At 56.9% G+C, this 16,211-nt stretch carries 16 protein-coding genes; 5 read left to right on the top strand and 11 right to left on the bottom strand.

The window, feature by feature from the left end; genetic code table 11:
* Window positions 1-16: 16 nt before the first annotated feature.
* Window positions 17-1,594, bottom strand: coding sequence for a hypothetical protein (locus P8935_RS23650; RefSeq protein ID WP_348262772.1), 1,578 nt, complete (start codon window positions 1,592-1,594; stop codon window positions 17-19).
* A 126-nt stretch (window positions 1,595-1,720) separates the two neighbouring features.
* Here P8935_RS23650 and P8935_RS23645 point away from each other — a divergent pair, with 126 nt between their 5' ends.
* Window positions 1,721-1,939 carry a hypothetical protein gene (locus P8935_RS23645; protein WP_348262771.1) on the top strand — a complete coding sequence of 73 codons (219 nt, stop codon included), beginning with the start codon at window positions 1,721-1,723 and terminating at the stop codon, window positions 1,937-1,939.
* Window positions 1,940-1,971: 32 nt separating this feature from the next.
* Window positions 1,972-3,051: a Gfo/Idh/MocA family oxidoreductase gene (locus P8935_RS23640; protein WP_348262770.1), complete on the top strand. Its 1,080-nt coding sequence runs from the start codon at window positions 1,972-1,974 to the stop codon at window positions 3,049-3,051.
* 10 nt (window positions 3,052-3,061) lie between these two features.
* On the opposite strand, the gene P8935_RS23635 is transcribed toward P8935_RS23640, so the two are convergent.
* Genes P8935_RS23635 through P8935_RS23625 form a run of 3 tightly spaced genes read right to left on the bottom strand, consistent with a single transcriptional unit; the run spans window position 3,062 to window position 4,320 of the window.
* Window positions 3,062-3,508, bottom strand: coding sequence for a hypothetical protein (locus tag P8935_RS23635; RefSeq protein WP_348262769.1), 447 nt, complete (start codon window positions 3,506-3,508; stop codon window positions 3,062-3,064).
* A gap of 36 nt (window positions 3,509-3,544) precedes the next feature.
* On the bottom strand, window positions 3,545-3,778 hold the full coding sequence (locus P8935_RS23630) for a hypothetical protein (RefSeq protein WP_348262768.1): 234 nt from the start codon (window positions 3,776-3,778) through the stop codon (window positions 3,545-3,547).
* Window positions 3,775-4,320, bottom strand: a complete 546-nt coding sequence (locus P8935_RS23625) for a sigma-70 family RNA polymerase sigma factor (RefSeq protein WP_348262767.1) — start codon at window positions 4,318-4,320, stop codon at window positions 3,775-3,777. The genes P8935_RS23630 and P8935_RS23625 overlap by 4 nt, the downstream gene beginning before the upstream one ends.
* 218 nt (window positions 4,321-4,538) lie before the next feature.
* Here P8935_RS23625 and P8935_RS23620 point away from each other — a divergent pair, with 218 nt between their 5' ends.
* Window positions 4,539-7,199: a glycoside hydrolase family 3 C-terminal domain-containing protein gene (locus tag P8935_RS23620; RefSeq protein ID WP_348262766.1), complete on the top strand. Its 2,661-nt coding sequence runs from the start codon at window positions 4,539-4,541 to the stop codon at window positions 7,197-7,199.
* 66 nt (window positions 7,200-7,265) lie between these two features.
* Here P8935_RS23620 and P8935_RS23615 read toward each other — a convergent pair whose 3' ends face one another.
* On the bottom strand, window positions 7,266-8,981 hold the full coding sequence (locus P8935_RS23615; protein WP_348262765.1) for a trehalase family glycosidase: 1,716 nt from the start codon (window positions 8,979-8,981) through the stop codon (window positions 7,266-7,268).
* A 291-nt stretch (window positions 8,982-9,272) separates the two neighbouring features.
* On the opposite strand from P8935_RS23615, the gene P8935_RS23610 reads away from it, so the two are divergent.
* Window positions 9,273-9,992, top strand: a complete 720-nt coding sequence (locus P8935_RS23610) for an energy transducer TonB (RefSeq protein WP_348262764.1) — start codon at window positions 9,273-9,275, stop codon at window positions 9,990-9,992.
* Window positions 9,993-10,147: 155 nt separating this feature from the next.
* Window positions 10,148-11,272, top strand: a complete 1,125-nt coding sequence (locus tag P8935_RS23605) for a lactonase family protein (RefSeq protein ID WP_348262763.1) — start codon at window positions 10,148-10,150, stop codon at window positions 11,270-11,272.
* A gap of 80 nt (window positions 11,273-11,352) precedes the next feature.
* Here P8935_RS23605 and lpxC read toward each other — a convergent pair whose 3' ends face one another.
* From lpxC to P8935_RS23575, 6 genes are all read right to left on the bottom strand, one after another.
* Window positions 11,353-12,267: a UDP-3-O-acyl-N-acetylglucosamine deacetylase gene (gene lpxC / locus P8935_RS23600; protein ID WP_348265373.1), complete on the bottom strand. Its 915-nt coding sequence runs from the start codon at window positions 12,265-12,267 to the stop codon at window positions 11,353-11,355.
* Window positions 12,268-12,588: 321 nt separating this feature from the next.
* Window positions 12,589-13,608 carry an isocitrate/isopropylmalate dehydrogenase family protein gene (locus P8935_RS23595; protein WP_348262762.1) on the bottom strand — a complete coding sequence of 340 codons (1,020 nt, stop codon included), beginning with the start codon at window positions 13,606-13,608 and terminating at the stop codon, window positions 12,589-12,591.
* 114 nt (window positions 13,609-13,722) lie between these two features.
* Window positions 13,723-13,860, bottom strand: coding sequence for a hypothetical protein (locus tag P8935_RS23590; RefSeq protein ID WP_348262761.1), 138 nt, complete (start codon window positions 13,858-13,860; stop codon window positions 13,723-13,725).
* Window positions 13,861-14,194: 334 nt separating this feature from the next.
* Complete coding sequence (locus P8935_RS23585; protein WP_348262760.1) at window positions 14,195-14,779, bottom strand: nucleoside deaminase; 585 nt, start codon at window positions 14,777-14,779, stop codon at window positions 14,195-14,197.
* Between the two features lie 205 nt (window positions 14,780-14,984).
* Window positions 14,985-15,461, bottom strand: coding sequence for a transcriptional regulator NrdR (nrdR, locus tag P8935_RS23580; protein WP_348262759.1), 477 nt, complete (start codon window positions 15,459-15,461; stop codon window positions 14,985-14,987).
* Between the two features lie 170 nt (window positions 15,462-15,631).
* Window positions 15,632-16,198, bottom strand: a complete 567-nt coding sequence (locus tag P8935_RS23575; protein ID WP_348262758.1) for a DUF4136 domain-containing protein — start codon at window positions 16,196-16,198, stop codon at window positions 15,632-15,634.
* Window positions 16,199-16,211 lie beyond the last annotated feature (13 nt).

Here is a 16,211-nt window from a genome sequence, read left to right as displayed (position 1 = left end):
TGTTTCTGGATGGCTGCTATCTTTCGGCAAGTTGCCCGGCGATCTGGCGCAGCCTTAGAAGCGTTACCGCCAGAGCCGCCAATCCCGCACCCCAAACCAGGAAGGCAATGCGGACCGCCCATGCTGGCGCTTCACCCACGCGCCGCAGCAAAAACGGCAGGAAGTTCCAGCACGTAATGTGTACGTAGTCCCACGGGTCCTGTGTCATGGACTCGTTGTTGAGACCCCATGCACCCATCTCGTGGAGCGCGAAGGCGACGATGTTTTTGGCGCGCAGTGCAATCACGTAAGTGGGGTGGCCAAGGGTTTCTTCCTGGTAGATTTCGAGCGGTAGCCAGAACATGAGCGATTCAAGCTGGATCACGAAGCTCACGCAGAGCAGCACGATTCCGGTTACCCACACAAGGCGGCCTGCCTCGCGTCGATATTTCAGCAGAAGGGGGATTGCCGGGAGTGCTACCAACTCCACGCATGTCGACACGTAACGGTCGCCCCACGAAAAGTCCCCCGCCCAGGCAAAATACCGGGCGTAAAAGCTGAGATACGCAAGCAGCATTACGCAGGTGGCGAGCGCATAGGCGCGCAACCCGGGCAATAGCCGCTTCCAATGCAACGCGAGCAACAGTAGCGCCAGAATGATGAGCGGGTCGAACAGGAATATCGACTTTTCCGGCAGGAAGAGCGCACCTAAAAACCCTTGATGCCAGGGAGTCGTCCATGGCCAATTGCGAGGCAGGCTCGGGTCGCGGGCGATGGTTTCTCTGGCTACGAGACTTGCGTAGGTATTGGTGAACGATCCGAACCGGTAGAACTGGTAGAGCCGATCGAGTAACCCGAAGAAGCAGTAGACTGGTACGGCAATCGTTGCGTATTCAGTGCACCGGGACCAGAATGCGCGACCGCGCATCTTGTCGAAACCCAGGACCAGCAGGACGAAGAGCGCGCCGGCCAGCAGGTCCATTCCAGTCGTGATGCGCGTGAGCAGGTTCAGCCCGAGGGCGCCGACGCCGAAGAGTAGAGCGCGCCTGCTTCCGGTTTGGAGCCACTCATACTGAAACGCAAAGCCTGCCAGGGTGAGCAGACAGATGTAATTGTTCTCCATCATGTTCTGCGTGTAGTGCAGGTGCGTGGTGGCCAGCAGAAACGCGAGCACTCCGGCGATGGACTGATTCACGCTGAAGGCAAATTGTCGAAGTAATTTGAAGCACAGCAGAGCTGTTAGGACCGACACGATAATCTGCGTCAGGTAAACCACGACAATATCGCGCACAGTCGGATCGGTGTCGCCGTAGCGATCGAAGATGTGGAGCTTTGATATGCAGGTGCCGAGGATGTCCTGCGGCAGCATCAGCAGGGATTGCCCGATGCCATACCAACTTTGCAGCGATCCGTTACGCCCATGCACGCCGAACTCGGGATATTCGTTAGGGAAGACAGGAGGCTCCGCAGTCCAGAATGCGTGCGTCGACTGCAACCGATGCATGGTATCGGCACTGCCGACTTCACCCGACTGCACCACAAAGGCAATCAGTCCGGAGGCCAAAGCGAGAAGAAAGACGGGATTGCGAAACCACTGGCGAAGTCGAAGATTCATGCGAATTGGATGCTTTTGTTCGACGAGTGCAGCACCTCTCTAGGTTATCGTGCTCCTTGCGCTCGCCCGGGCGCGAGAGTTTCGGGGCCCACATCTGGTAGCATCTCTCTTCGGAGACTTATCAGCATGGAATCCCTGAATACCGCGGGTCTCGGCGCCCGCCGCAATGAAGATATCGCTCTCGATCTGCTTAAATTTGTCGCCGGAACCACCGGTGTCGGCCGTCCCGCCGCGGGTTCCACTGGTTTCAGTGGGGCATCGGCTCCCAAGCCGGAGGAGCATGTGAGCCAGCTGCTGGAACTCTACACACGCTGCCTCAAAGCAGTCGAAGGTAAAGGGGCATAGCAATAGCGAGCGAAGGCAATTTACGTGTCGCCGTGATCGGTGCCGGCGCCTTCGGCCGCAATCACCTTCGTGTCTATCGCGAACTTGAATTGGCAGGCGAAGGAGTTGCCCTCGTTGCTGCTGTCGATCCTGACTCCGCACGCGCTTCCCAGGCAGAAGAAAATTTCAGCATCCCGGTCTTCGCTTCGATCGAAGAATTGCTCGCTGCCGATCTTCGCCTCGATTCGGCTACGGTTGCTGTCCCAACGGTGCATCACCATGCGATGGCATCGGCGCTTTTAGAGGCCGGTCTTGATGTGCTAGTCGAAAAGCCGATCGCGGCAACACTCATCCAAGCCGACGAGCTTATGGAGTTGGCAGCTAAGAACAAACGCATCCTGCAACCGGGCCATCTGGAACGCTTCAACCCGGCCGTTCTGGCGGTGCAGCCGCAACTGCGACGCCCCATGTTCTTTGAGGCGCACCGGCTTTCAATTTTTACGCCGCGCTCGCTCGATGTGGATGTAGTGCTCGACCTGATGATTCACGATCTCGACATTGTGCTCAGCATGGCCAACTCCCCGGTGCGTGAAGTGCGTGCGGTAGGATTGCCCATTCTTTCGCCGAAGGTCGATATTGCGAACGTCCGCGTGGAGTTTGAATCCGGATGCGTGGCAAATTTTACGGCGTCGCGGGTGTCAACGGAGCGCGTGCGCAAGCTCAGATTTTTCCAGCCACGCAGCTATGTATCCGTTGACTATGCGCGGCAGGATCTGCTCGTGATTAGGCTCGATGCGAGCGTTACTCCGGAGATTGCTGCGGCCATTGCCAGTGGGCGCGTTGATCCGGCGATCATGGCGCAACTTGCGGCGGCAAATGCCGGAGGGGTTGCAGGGATGGCGGCGAGTCCGAATCCTGGATTGTCGTTTGTCAAACCGACGGTTACTCCGGGCGAGCCGTTGCGGCTTGAGGTTCAGTCATTTCTTGAAGCGGTTCGCACTCGCCGCGAGCCGCTGGTGACCGCCCGGCAAGGCCGCGATGCGCTTGCGCTGGCGCTGGAGATTCAAGCCACGATGGTTGCGCATGCGCATCGAGCAGGGCTGCAGGATTTCTTCGCGCCACAATCGAACTGAACAACACCATTCACGCGATTCCCAAGACCTGGTTTACATACCCGACTATGTACTTCCACGCCAGGTAGTACGCAACCATCGCGGCTACAAGGAACGCAGCGATCAGTGCATACGGCACGGTGAGGGCGTTGAACCATGTAACTGAAGTTGCAGCCAAGACAAGCACGCCGGCTTGTGTGGCGATCAATGCACCAACCGGCATCATGAGCAACGGCAAACACGCGCCGTGCAATCCCAGAGGCATATGGGTACGCTCGCGTGTCCATTGCCAAAGCATGCTCCACAGACCCCACAGCCCTGGTACCAGCGCCATGGGAAATACCAGTCCGCGCTCGATGGGGAACGAGACCTTCATCCCAAAGCGGAGAATGATAAACGCAACCAGCAACAGTGGAAGCACCAGCGTGGGAACCAAAATGCCGGCTAGAAATGCTCTGAGATAAGGATGTGATTTCATCGCGAACCTCACTTTCTGCGGACCTGTGCCCGCCGGTTAGAGGTAGTAAAGGATCACTGGAATTGTGCGCGGTGCGATGGCCGCAAACGCAACCAGCCCGCCCGCTAGCGCCCAGTCAAACCAGGGAACCGAAGCGGCTCGCACGCTTTGCTTCTCCATCCGCCGCAACATCGCCGGCCAGAGATCACGAGCTGGTTCGACGCTGTCGTTGACAGGAGGTAAGGCCTCACGCAGCAGGCTTTTGATCCGGTCTTCATCTTGTTCCTTCATGGTTTGATCCCCATTTCACTCAAATCTTTTCTCAACAAGCGCAGTGCCCGAAATACTCTCAGCTTTACGGCTGCCACCGTAATTCCCAGTGCCTCGGCTACTTCTTTTTGCGGCCGCTCTTCCACCACCGCCAGAGTCGCAGTCACGCGCAACTTCGCCGGCAAACGCGCGAACGCCTGCGCGGTTTTCATTCGAATCTCCGCGTTCACGGCTGCATCGCTGGTTGCACCAGCTGCCACGCTGTTCCATAATTCCGGAGCCATGCCGTCTTCGGGTTTCTTCCTGCGCAGCCAATCCAATGCAGCGTGCGTGGCGATGCGCCGTGCCCACGGTTCAAATCCGCGCGCTGAATCGAATCGCGCGTGGGCCCGATGCATCCGCCAGAATGCCTCCACAGTTACGTCTTCCGCCGCTCCTGGATCACGCACGATGCGCAGTACCCAGCCGTAAACGGAACGCTGATGCATGCGGAAGAGCGTTTCGAAGGCGTGCCCGTCACCTTGGCGAAACTTGTCGAGGACGCTGCTTCCGTCGTCCTGCATCGCTTTTTCCTTTCTGACGTTCTTTACGCGAGGTGACGCAGGAAGGTTACACCTTTGCGCACTATTCTCAAGAAAAGCGATTTTCCAAAGCTGTTTTCCGCATCCTTGCCTATTGACCAGACACCGTCCTGCGCTTTACCTTTGCCTTCCGGTGGGTGGATAACGATTTCTCAGTCTTCAAAGTCCCCGATACTCTCCATCCCTCCGCGAGGAACTTCATGAAGAAACATCAGATCAGATTGCTTGCTGCAACAGTTGCTCTTTGTGTCCTCATCGTTACCGCCCGCGCGCAGGACAATCAGAAGCCCGCCTATCTCAATCCCAGTCTGCCGCCTGAACAGCGTGCCGCCGATCTGGTGCATCGCATGACGCTTGAGGAGAAGGCGTCGCAACTGGTTAACCAGGCTAGGGCGATTCCGCGACTCAATGTTCCCGCCTACGACTGGTGGAGCGAAGCGCTGCACGGCGTCATCAACGATGGGACCACGGAATTTCCTGAGCCTGTGGGATTGGCTGCGACCTTTGATGCGCCCGCCATTCACAAGATGGCAGAAGCCATCAGCACTGAGGGCCGCATTAAGCACGGTATGGCAGTTCGCGAGCACCGCGCCAATATGTTCTTTCAAGGTCTGGACTTCTGGGCACCAAACATCAACATCTTTCGGGACCCGAGATGGGGGCGCGGGCAGGAGACCTACGGCGAAGACCCATTTCTTACGGCGCACATGGGGGTAGCCTTTGTAACTGGCATGCAAGGTGATGATCCCAAATACTACCGCACTATCTCTACACCCAAGCATTACGCCGTCCACAGTGGTCCCGAGTCCACGCGTCACATTGCGGACGTCGCAGTCAGCAAGCATGATGAAGTGGATACTTACCTGCCTGCCTTTCGCGCAACTGTGACCGAGGCCAAGGCTGGCTCCGTGATGTGCGCATACAACGACGTCAACGGCGAGCCTGCCTGTGCGAGCCAATTCCTGCTGCAGGATCAGCTGCGCGGCAAATGGAATTTCCGGGGTTATGTCGTCTCCGACTGCGGCGCCGTGGTCGATATCTATCGCAACCATCATTTCAAGCCATCACAGCCAGCGGCCTCTGCGATTAGTCTTCAGCGGGGTATGGACAATGAGTGCGTCGATGGAGGTTTCCTCGTCAAGGATGATAGCGATTACAAGGCCTATGTCGATGCGGTCAAACAAGGTCTGCTGAAGGAGAGTGAAGTCGATACTGCGCTGGTGCGCCTCTACACCGCGCGCATGCGGCTCGGCATGTTCGATCCGGATCTCGATCCTTACGCGAAGATCGATGAAAAGGAATTAGACAGCCAGGCGCACCGCGAGCTTGCGCATCAGATTGCCAACGAGTCGATTGTTCTTCTCAAAAATGACGACACGTTACCTCTGAAAACTTCCGGTCTGAAGATTGCTGTGGTCGGCCCGCTAGCTGACCAGACGAAAGTGCTTCTTGGCAACTACAATGGCAAGCCAACTCACACCGTGTCGATACTGGAGGGACTGAAGAAAGAATTCTCTGGAGCCACGGTCAATTATGTTGCCGGAACGCAATTTCTGGGCCACGATGCAGCGCCCGTACCTACTTCTGCTCTGAGCGTGGACGGCAAGCCTGGCGTTAAAGTCAGCTTCTCCAAATTTGATATGAGCAACATCAATAACCCCGAGGCGATGAAGCCCGTGGCCACTCGCATTGAACCCACACTCGACGCTGCGGCTCGCCCATTCCCGCCTGAAGCGGCCAGCGTGCATCCACTTGTGATTCGCTATGAAGGCTCGATCACAGCGCCGGAAACTGGCGACTATAACCTTGGGATGAAGGCCAGCGGTTTCTTCCGAGTGCAGGTTGACGGCAAAAACGTGACCTCTTCCTTCGGTGGCGATCCTTATGATGCCAGGCTCGGCACGGTTCACCTTGAGGCGGGCAAGCCCGCTGTTCTCAAAGTTGATTACTCACCCAACGAGGAGGGCAAACCCGCCGCGCAACTCGTTTGGTCGAAGGTCGATCTCGCTACCAAGCCTGAGGCCGTTGAGGCAGCCAAAAATGCAGACGTCGTTATCGCTGTTCTTGGCATTACCAGCGAACTCGAAGGCGAAGAGATGCAGGTAAGCATACCCGGATTCAAAGGCGGCGACCGCACCAGCATCGACCTTCCGAAACCTGAAGAAGATCTGCTTGAGGCAGTAGCCTCCACCGGCAAGCCGGTCATACTCGTTCTCACCAATGGCAGCGCGCTTGCCGTGAACTGGGCGAACGAACATGCCAACGCGATCATCGATGCTTGGTATCCAGGTGAAGAAGGCGGAACGGCGGTGGCCGAAACGCTTTCGGGCAAGAACAATCCTGCAGGGCGCTTGCCTGTCACGTTCTACAAGAGTGTCGACCAGCTTCCGCCGTTTGAGGATTACGCGATGAAGGGGCGCACCTATCGCTACTTCACCGGAACGCCGCTGTATCCCTTTGGCTATGGACTGAGCTACACGAAGTTCGCCTATAGCGATCTCAGCGTTTCAACGCCAACAGTTGCCGCGGGCGAACCGGTTTCTGCCGATGTCACGGTTAGCAACAGCGGGAGCCGCGAGGGGGATGAAGTTGTTCAGCTTTATCTGAAATTTCCCAGCGTGTCAGGCGCACCGAATCGCGCGTTGAGAGGATTTCAGCGCGTGCACCTTGCTGCCGGCGCGTCGCAAAAAGTCCACTTCGATCTGAAAGATCGCGATCTCAGCATGGTTACCGAAGCCGGGGAACCGGTGATTGCCGAGGGGGAGTATTCCGTCTCTGTCGGCGGCGGCCAGCCAGATACCTCTGCACAAACACTAACGAAGACTTTCCACATCAACGGGACGAAGAGCATGCCCGAATAAAATCGGCAGTAAGCAAAAGAATCGGGGCGCCTCCGTTGCGGAAGCGCCCCGGTTGTTTTTGCGAGATCAATCTGCAACTTGGCGAATTTGATCGCCGACAACTTCCTTCATCTTCAGATAGACCGCATTGGTCCATCCGAAACCGATCACGTTCGTTTTGTATCCGGCGCTCACCTGCACATTTGCATTGCCGGAGACCACGTTGTACTTCTCGCGAATGGTGCCATCGTTTGCAAATCCCTGGTCGACGGTCGCATCCCACTTTGCCGCCAGGCGCTTGGCATCATCCCGGAATCCCGCAGTCACCAATCCTGAAACGCCAACCCAGTTGGTCGGTGCCCATCCGAACGGCTCGTCCCATTGCATACCGGAGTCGGTGTTGCTCATCGAAAGACCACCGGGGCGCTCAAACAGGTTCAGCTTTGCGACGACCTTCTTCGCCTCTTCGCGGGAAGCCACGCCGGCCCAGAGCGGATACAGCGACGAGATGTACGCATAGTCGGACGACTTGTGTTTTGCGAAGTCGTAATCGGCAAAGACGCCCTGCTGGGGCTTCCACAGATAACGGTGAATTGCAGCATTGCGCGACTGCGCTTTCTTGCCCCAGCGTGCCGCCTCGGTGCCTTTTCCCAACAGCAAACCGATGTGCTCCAAGTCGCGCTCGTAGCGATAGAGAAGGCTGTTGAGGCACACGGGCGCGTAGTGGTGCGTCGATCCATCAAACGGCCCGAAGCGATAGCTGGGATCGAAACCCGACTCCCGCATGGCACGATCGCCGAGATAAAAATCCTTGCTCAACCGGTATCCATCAGCATAGGCGCGCATGCATACGACGCTAATTTTCACATCGCAACTTGTCTGTTTCAGCCGCACTTCTTCCGCATCGCTCGGATGCTCGGAACCCTTTACGAGGTAAGGTGCACCGGCTTCTTCGGCGCTCACGGCATGCGGATGGGCCTCGAGCCACCGAATCACATCGGAGTAGTAAGTACTGTCATCGGCCATCTCCGGTACCGGTCCGACGCCGTAGTCGAAGTAGCGCGCCAGCCCCGTCATTCCTGCCTTGTGCTCCGGACGCGTCCACGTCGAGTAGTCCTTTTCCGCCAGCGTGTATGCGCGCGAAAGCCATGCATGCGCTTCTGTGCGGCCAGCAGGAGTAGCTGGAAAGCTCGCGGGATTCTCGTAGACCGCGCGAATCATCGCGGTCAGAAACGGCGGTTGCGATCGCGTCAGATAGTAGGTGCGATTGGCATTCAGCACCGCGCCGTAGTGCTCGATCTCGAAGAGAAAGTTGTCGACCATGCCTTTGGCCAGGGCTTCGTGATGATCGGCTTCGAGGCCGAGCAGGATAAAGTAGCTGTCCCATCCGTACATCTCGTTGAAGCGGCCACCGGGCACCACATAGGGATTAGGCAGATACAAGAGTCCAGCAGCGGGCAACTCCTCCGGCCGCACGTCACCCAGTTTTTCGATGCGCCGTGGAAGCACGACTACTTTGACCTTGCACTTGTCGCTCAGCGCCGAGACTTCAGGCGGCGTGGGCACATCAGCGGGCATGTAGAGAATTGGATTTGCTGTGACCTTGATGTCGACCAGCGAGTGGCAGTCGGTCATGGAGCGCGTCAGCGTCGTCCATGCATCGTGAATGTAGGCGAGCGTTGCGGCAGGATCCGGCGTTTTGTTGGTTGCGGCGGCTCCTGTGGACTGTGGCGTTTCCTGCGCGACTGCAGATGGAATTCCGATTGCGGCGAGTGCAATGAACGACAAGCGAAGCAGTTTCATTCGAACTCCGGTTTTCTTCCAGTTGTGAATCCTCTGGAGTTTAGCGCAACGGTGCAACACAGGAGTAGAGGCAAGGCGCTGCCGAACCAAGCGCCCACATTCTTTTGTGTTCAGGAACATTACTGGAACATGCGGTGTCTACATCAGCACAGTGGTTCTGATGGGGATAAACGGTGGGCCTTGAACACCGCATGCCGCGCCAACCAGCGCGATTGAGCGGCTGAGGCCGCTTGCGCTCAAAGGCTCTCCGCCTCCCATCGGTGCGGCTGAATTCACCCAGGGAGGCACGCCATGTTCGAAGACTCCACTTTCGAATCCACGGGCAGAATCAAGACACGCAGCCGCCGATGGATGCTCGCCGCGCTCTTACTGAATGGTTCGATACTTATTGCGCTGGTTTTGGTTCCTCTTATCTACCCCGACGCCTTGCCGAGCCACTTTATCCCGACTCTGCTTGTCGCGCCGACCCCTCCACCGCCAGAAACGCCAACTCAGCCGGTTCGCGTCCGCGCTGCTGCGCCGCATGATTTTTCGGAACTCGACAACGGCCGCATCACGGCACCGCCAAGGATTCCGCCAAGTATCAAGTACAGCGATGGCCCCGAGCCACCCTTTGCCTCCAACATCGGCGCAGAGATAAGCAGCGGTACGCCGGGAGGAGATGGCATAAATCCGTTCGGCGCAAGGCCGCCAGTCACTGTAGTGCATGCGCCCTCTCCATCCAGCATTCGCTTGCCCTCAAAGCTCGTGGAGGGCAATCTGATCTTCAAGACCATTCCGCAATATCCCGTGATCGCCAAGGCGACTGGCCAACAGGGAACGGTTGTGTTGCAGGCAATGATCTCGAAGTTCGGCACCATCGAAAACCTCCAGGTCGTAAGTGGGCCGCCCATGCTGCGTCAAGCCGCTATGGACGCGGTCAAGATATGGCGGTACAAGCCGTATCTGCTGAACCAGCAGCCGGTCGAAGTTGAAACCACTGTGAGCGTGATCTTCAAACTTGAACGCTGAGTAGCCGCTTCACCGGAATCGCCATCTCAGGCGCATCCAATCAGTGTGCGGGTTTTGGGTGCGCCTGTTCGTATGGATGAGGGAGAGATGGCGCAATCGTGGGTCAATCGGCGAAAATCGCTCTTGCCATGCGAAATCTTTCCCGTCGTGAATTTATGATGTCTGCTTCCGCCGCCACTCTCGCTGCCGCGTCCACGGGCCTCGCTGCTCCCCGGACGCAATGCGTTTTTGTTGCCTCAGGTACGCCCGAGGGCATTCGCTGCTTCGAATGGAACCCCGCCACCGGTGAAATCGTTGATGGGGGTATTGCAGCAAACGTCAGCACTGTCGACTGGATCTGCTTCTCTCCCGATCGCAAGTATCTCTACGCTGCCTGCGAGGTAGACAGCTTTAATGGCAAGCCTACGGGAGAAGTCGCCAGCTTCCGTGTGGTCGGCGGGAAGCTTGAACAACTTTCAGGACAGAATTCGGCGAGCAAGGGAACCTGCCACTGCGCGATCGATCATACGGGCCGCGTCCTGATCTCAGCGGATTACGGCGGTGGCAGTGCGGCCAGCTTCAAAGTCACTGACGGCAAACTTAGCGAGATGGTGTGGAGCGAACACTACACCGTGCACGGTCCGAATCCTGACCGGCAGGAGGCGGCGCATGCGCACTTCGCGTCGTTCTCGCCCGATAATCGCTTCGCGTACGTGAACGACCTCGGCGGCGACATGATCCATATCTATACGTTTGATCCTGAGACGGCTGTGCTCAAGAAGGCGGGCGCATACAAGTCTGAGCCCGGCGCAGGTCCGCGCACTTTGCACTTCCATCCCAATGGGCACACGGCATACTCGATGAACGAAATGCACTCGTCGATCGATGTTTTGAAGTGGAACAAAGCAGATGGCAGCCTGACGCGTGTCAGCACGACGAATCTTCTTCCTCCGAACGCGCCTCTTCCGGATCCGAAGGAGGCGCCGCAGGGAAACACCGGTTGCGACATAGTGATTGCGAAGGACGGACGCTTTGTTTATTTCGCGAACAGGGGAACTGATTTCCTGTACAGCTTTAAAGCCGATCCTGCGACGGGAGCACTTACACCGATGGAGCGGACGGGGACTGGCGGAAAAACGCCGCGTAACTTCACACTCGATCCCAACGAACACTTCATGCTGGTTGCCGATCAGAACTCAAACAATCTTGCTGTTTTTGCACGCGATCAGACGACCGGCAAGCTTGCCAAGGAAGGCAAGACCGCAGCCTGCCCGACGCCGATGTGCATTCTGTTTGCATGAGGTGGGGAGGGCGAATACCACCGTCTGGAAAATAAAAAGGCAGCCAAATGGCTGCCTTTTTATTTCGTAATGCGATGAGCCTACGCGCCCATTAAAGCGGGACGCTGCAGGGCTGCTGTCGTTATTGTCGGGTTTTCTTCTTGAGAAGCCGCAGCGGGGACATGCGCCAACTCCCACGCCGATCGATCTTTCATCAGCTTGGCTACGAGGGCTGTGTGCATGGCGTGTCCAGCGCGCTCCGCGACCACGAGGCCTTCAATGCGCCGGCCTGCGAGGGCGAGGTCACCGATCAGGTCCAGCACTTTGTGGCGCACATATTCATCGCTGAAGCGCAGAGGGCCATTCTCTGGACCCCTGGGTCCAAGCACAATCGCGTTCTCCGGGCTTGCGCCGCGAATCAAACCCATATCGCGCAGTTTCTTTTCGTCGGCTTTGTAGCCAAATGTGCGAGCAGGTGCGATGAAGGTGCCGTACGTTTCGGCCGCGAGATCGATGCTTGTTTCTTGTCGGCCGATGGGAGAAGGGAAGTCGATTCTGTACTGGATCCGATAGCCAGTGCCGGGATACAGGCCAATGAATTTGTCGCCGTCGCGCACTTCAAGGGGGCGCAGCACTTTGATCGACTCGCGCTTTCTGCGCTGGGTCTTGATGCCGGCGTCGCGAAAGGCCTCGACGTAGGGCATCGCGCTTCCATCGAGGATGGGCAACTCCAGGTTGTCGATCTCCACGATCACATTGTCGATGCCCATGCCGATCAATGCGCTCAGAAGGTGCTCGGTGGTCGAGATCAATACGCCCTGGCGCATAAGGCTGGTCGCGTAACTGACCTTTGCGACGTTGCGGCCGGTTGCGGGAATCTCAAAGTTCTCGAGGTCGGTGCGACGGAAGACAATGCCGGAACCAGCCGGTGCAGGAAGCAGCCGCATTGTCACAGGAGCGCCTGAGTGCAATCCGATCCCTGTGAATTCCAGGGGCCCTGCAATCGTTTGTTCCAAGTGTGCGGTAGGTCCCAATCAAATAACTCCGGATGGATAAACAGTCAGCGTACGGTGGTCGTAACCGTAAGATTAGACGCTGAATATAAATCCGCAGTGTGGCAATTCTGCAACACTACGCGCAAACCGGCCAGTCCGCATTTCGGAGATTGAGCAAACTATTGGCAAATCAATCTGTTAGGGGTTCAAAACGATGGTAACCAGTTTGCAATCATGCGGCTGCCGAGTGTCGTCGGAGTTAACCTCGAAGCTTCTCCAGATCCCGGCTTCGCCTGAATTTCGCTGGCCGGGGCGTTGTGTTCAGAGTGTGAAACTCCATGATCAGGCGCTTTCCAATGCTTTTAGAACAGCGTCTGCAAACTGTGTAGTTCCGCAGGTTCCGCCTACGTCGCGCGTCAGGCATTTGCGCTCCGCGTAGACGGTCTCGAGGGCCTTCTGGACTTTGTTTGCCGCGGCTTCTTCGTTGAGATGGTGAAGCATCAGCACGGCGGATTGCAGCAGGGCTGTCGGGTTGGCGAGATCTTTGCCTGCGATGTCCGGCGCCGATCCGTGGACAGCTTCGAAGATAGCGCATTCATGGCCGAGATTCGCGCCGGGTACGAGACCCAGGCCGCCCACGAAGGCCGCGCAGAGGTCGCTGACAATATCGCCATAGAGGTTTTCAAGCAGCAGCGTGTCGTACTGGTAGGGATTCATGACGAGCTGCATGCAGGTGTTGTCGATGATGTGCTCGCCGTAGAAGATTTCCGGAAATCCTTCAGAGACTTTGCGGGCGCAACGCAGAAACAGGCCATCCGACAGTTTCATGATGTTGGCCTTGTGGATGGAGTGGATCTTCTTGCGTCCGTGCTTGCGTGCATAGTCAAACGCGAATTTGGCGATGCGTGTTGAACCTTTTTCCGTGATGACCTTGATGCTTTCGACTACGCCGGGAACCACTTCGTGCTCCAGGCCCACGTATTCGCCTTCGGTGTTTTCGCGGACGATGATCAGGTCAACGCCGGGCCACTTTGATTCGAGACCGGGAAGATTCTTGATGGGGCGGAAGTTGGCGAAGAGGTCAAATTGCTTCCTGAGGGTGACGTTGATGCTTTTGAATCCGCCGCCAATCGGGGTGGTGACTGGCCCTTTAAGGGCTACTTTATTGCGCGCGATGGAATCGCTGAGATCGGCGGGGATGTACTCGCCGAAGATTTCGAAAGCCTCGGCACCGGCCGCAAAGCGCTCCCACTCCCACTTCACGCCGGTGGCTTCGAGGATGCGAACAACGGCTTGCGTCACTTCGGGCCCGATGCCGTCGCCGGGAATCAGGGTAACTTTGTGCGTTTTCGATTCAGACATTTGGGAGCTCTCAGCCTCTAGCTTTCAGCTTCTAGCTTATCGTGTGGGGGCGAGGCCTGGTCTCATTCGATTTAAGGGCTGACCGAGACCAAAGTCTCGAAAAATTTGACGCGATCAGCGGGCGTGACCTTTTCCGAGGAAATGGAAGAGTGCGAGGAGGAGGAGGATTGCACCAGCGAGCAGCTCGACGGCGAGGTAAATTGCCGCTGCTTTTCCGGTCCCTTTTGCCAATCCTCGCAAAGTGAACTTCATGTGAGGTCATCCTACTGGACATTGCGAACTCTGGTACGTAGTTCGTACTGCGTCAAACTGCCCCGACGTTGACTGATGAAGCAATTGCCGAGCAGGCGGTGAATCGACAGCATTGCGGCGCAATGGGAGGATATTATTCTTCGCTCGCTTCGGGAGACATTGCCTTCGACTCTTCCGCTTCCCGTTTTTTGGCTTGTACAGACGCGGCAAGAAGCACGCCGAATATAACAGGCAAGATGAGGAAAAGAGGGAGCAGGATCAGCAAGACTTCCACGTTATAGTCCCCTTTTAACCACATCGGAACGAGAAGATGCAAACGGGCCGACCTATTCGCTCAAGACTTTTTCCACATTGCAAACGTCTTTTGCATGCGTGGATCGGTAAAAAGTTTCACGCAAACTTCGCGCTCGACTGGCCCAGCCACCACGCAATGCAGGTCGGTCCGCCGCGCCACTTCTTTCGCCGCGATCGTAATCTGCGATACGAACCGGGCCGCGTCGGCAATCGTGGCGCCGAAGACCAGCCGGTCCAGGCCTGCCCAGAGAGCGCAGGCCATGCACATCGCACACGGCTCGCACGTCGTATACAGCGTGTAGCCCTTAAGGGACCCCGTGGAGAGCTTAGCGCATGCCAGTCGAATCGCCAGGGTTTCGGCGTGCGCGCTGGGATCATGGTCGGGACCCACGCGGTTCAACGCGCGCATCAACCGCTCACCGGTAGCCGTGCTCACGATGTCCGCGCCGAATGGGACCGGATGATCGGTGCTCAGCGTCTCCGCAGTGAAGGCGGCCATCGATCGCATCCGTTCGCGGTCAATCGCGTTCCCGCTATCCGTCGCCAGCGCGGGTGTATCTAGAATCCCCAGGCTAAAGGACGCCGCGGCAGTCTGCGCCAGAAAACTCCGTCGACTTACATTCATGCGCCTTTCTCTATAGCAGTCATGCACGAATCATACAGCGGGGATATTTCCTAATAGGGGACGAGGGCTCGCCAGTTAGGAATCACTGCCAACGACAGGCCGAAATGCAGCCGCTTCGCTGTTCCGGAAGTATTGTGGACCATTCAGACATGACCGCTTCGGGGATTACTGCACCCAGAATGTATGAGAAAGCTAATGTGGCTTACTATTTTTTGTTTTTGCCGGTGCGATGGCTTTCGAGCAAGCCTTCCAGCTCTTCCTTGAATTCGCGTACGTCTTTGAAGTCGCGATAGACGGAGGCGAAGCGGATGTAGGCGACAGTATCGAGGCCTTTGAGGTGGTGCATGATCAGCTCGCCGATTTCGCTGGTGGTGCGCTCCCTTTCAGGCGCATCCATCAGATAGCTTTCGGTGGCGTCGACTACCTTTTCCAGTTGCGTCGAAGAGACTGGGCGCTTTTCGCACGCGCGGAGAAGGCCACTCAGGATTTTCTGGCGGTCGAAGCGTTCGCGGCGGCCATCTTTCTTTACGACCATGTAGGGAATTTCGTCGATGCGCTCGTAGGTGGTGAAGCGTCGAACACACTTCTCGCACTCGCGCCGGCGCCGAATTGAATCAGCTTCCTTGCTTTCGCGTGAATCGACGACTCGATCTTGTAGAAATCCGCAGTATGGGCACTTCATTCTATGGAAATTCTACGGTATCGAGCCGAGTGCCAGAATCTTGTTCACTTGCGGCGAACAGGCGTGGAGAAGTCAGACGTGGAAAGAGCGGAGCCATTTGCGGCTCCGCTCTTTCCACGGGAAACAACCACAGCTAAGTTAAGTCTATATAGGCTTGCTTATAAGTCCTTCTACTTTTTCGGGGGGAAATGGTCGAACATCTTATCGATGTCCTTATCGATGTTATGGGTGTTCTTGTCTGCGCTTTTTGAGACATCGTTACTGGAGATGCCGCGGAAGATTAGATTCTTGGATTGTCCGTCGAAGATGTCAACGACCAAGCTGCCAACCGGCTTGTTCACGGTTGTTGTGGTGGCTTCGCCCATTCCTCCCGGACCCCAGCCATTGCCCCAACCCCAACCGCCCCAACCCCAGCGACCGCCCCAGCCGCTCCCCATTCCGCTGTAAAAGGTTTGAAGCTCCTGCTGGTTCTGAACGTTGCCCTTGGCAAAGATGGTTGCGTCGCAGTTACCTGAAGATTCCTGCCAGCCCTTTGCCTGCAGGTCTTTGTTTACCTCGTCTTTTATGCGCCGTTGATACATTGGATCAGCGGTCGAGACTTGTCCCCAGCAGTAAGTGCGAAATTTCGAAAAGTCTGCGTGCTTGTCGAAGTCTGTGCGTACATCTGCTCCATAGACTGCGAGGCTTGCACTAAGCAGCATGCCCGCACAAAGTGATGTCTTTAAAATAGGTTTCATAGATAATATCCTC

This window comes from Telmatobacter sp. DSM 110680 (genome assembly GCF_039994875.1).
Taxonomy (GTDB): domain Bacteria; phylum Acidobacteriota; class Terriglobia; order Terriglobales; family Acidobacteriaceae; genus Telmatobacter.
The sequence above is the reverse complement of the archived record's forward strand: the minus strand, read 5'-3'. Positions and strand labels throughout refer to the sequence as shown.

Bases quoted from the DNA above. Each gene is read 5' to 3' on its own strand.
- P8935_RS23595 (WP_348262762.1), bottom strand. From the start codon at position 13,608: ATGTCTGAATCGAAAACGCACAAAGTTACCCTGATTCCCGGCGACGGC.
- P8935_RS23635 (WP_348262769.1), bottom strand. From the start codon at position 3,508: ATGAAATCACATCCTTATCTCAGAGCATTTCTAGCCGGCATTTTGGTT.
- P8935_RS23575 (WP_348262758.1), bottom strand. From the start codon at position 16,198: ATGAAACCTATTTTAAAGACATCACTTTGTGCGGGCATGCTGCTTAGT.
- P8935_RS23585 (WP_348262760.1), bottom strand. From the start codon at position 14,779: ATGAATGTAAGTCGACGGAGTTTTCTGGCGCAGACTGCCGCGGCGTCC.
- P8935_RS23605 (WP_348262763.1), top strand. From the start codon at position 10,148: ATGATGTCTGCTTCCGCCGCCACTCTCGCTGCCGCGTCCACGGGCCTC.
- P8935_RS23620 (WP_348262766.1), top strand. From the start codon at position 4,539: ATGAAGAAACATCAGATCAGATTGCTTGCTGCAACAGTTGCTCTTTGT.
- P8935_RS23615 (WP_348262765.1), bottom strand. From the start codon at position 8,981: ATGAAACTGCTTCGCTTGTCGTTCATTGCACTCGCCGCAATCGGAATT.
- P8935_RS23610 (WP_348262764.1), top strand. From the start codon at position 9,273: ATGTTCGAAGACTCCACTTTCGAATCCACGGGCAGAATCAAGACACGC.
- P8935_RS23650 (WP_348262772.1), bottom strand. From the start codon at position 1,594: ATGAATCTTCGACTTCGCCAGTGGTTTCGCAATCCCGTCTTTCTTCTC.
- P8935_RS23645 (WP_348262771.1), top strand. From the start codon at position 1,721: ATGGAATCCCTGAATACCGCGGGTCTCGGCGCCCGCCGCAATGAAGAT.
- P8935_RS23630 (WP_348262768.1), bottom strand. From the start codon at position 3,778: ATGAAGGAACAAGATGAAGACCGGATCAAAAGCCTGCTGCGTGAGGCC.
- nrdR (WP_348262759.1), bottom strand. From the start codon at position 15,461: ATGAAGTGCCCATACTGCGGATTTCTACAAGATCGAGTCGTCGATTCA.
- P8935_RS23625 (WP_348262767.1), bottom strand. From the start codon at position 4,320: ATGCAGGACGACGGAAGCAGCGTCCTCGACAAGTTTCGCCAAGGTGAC.
- P8935_RS23590 (WP_348262761.1), bottom strand. From the start codon at position 13,860: ATGAAGTTCACTTTGCGAGGATTGGCAAAAGGGACCGGAAAAGCAGCG.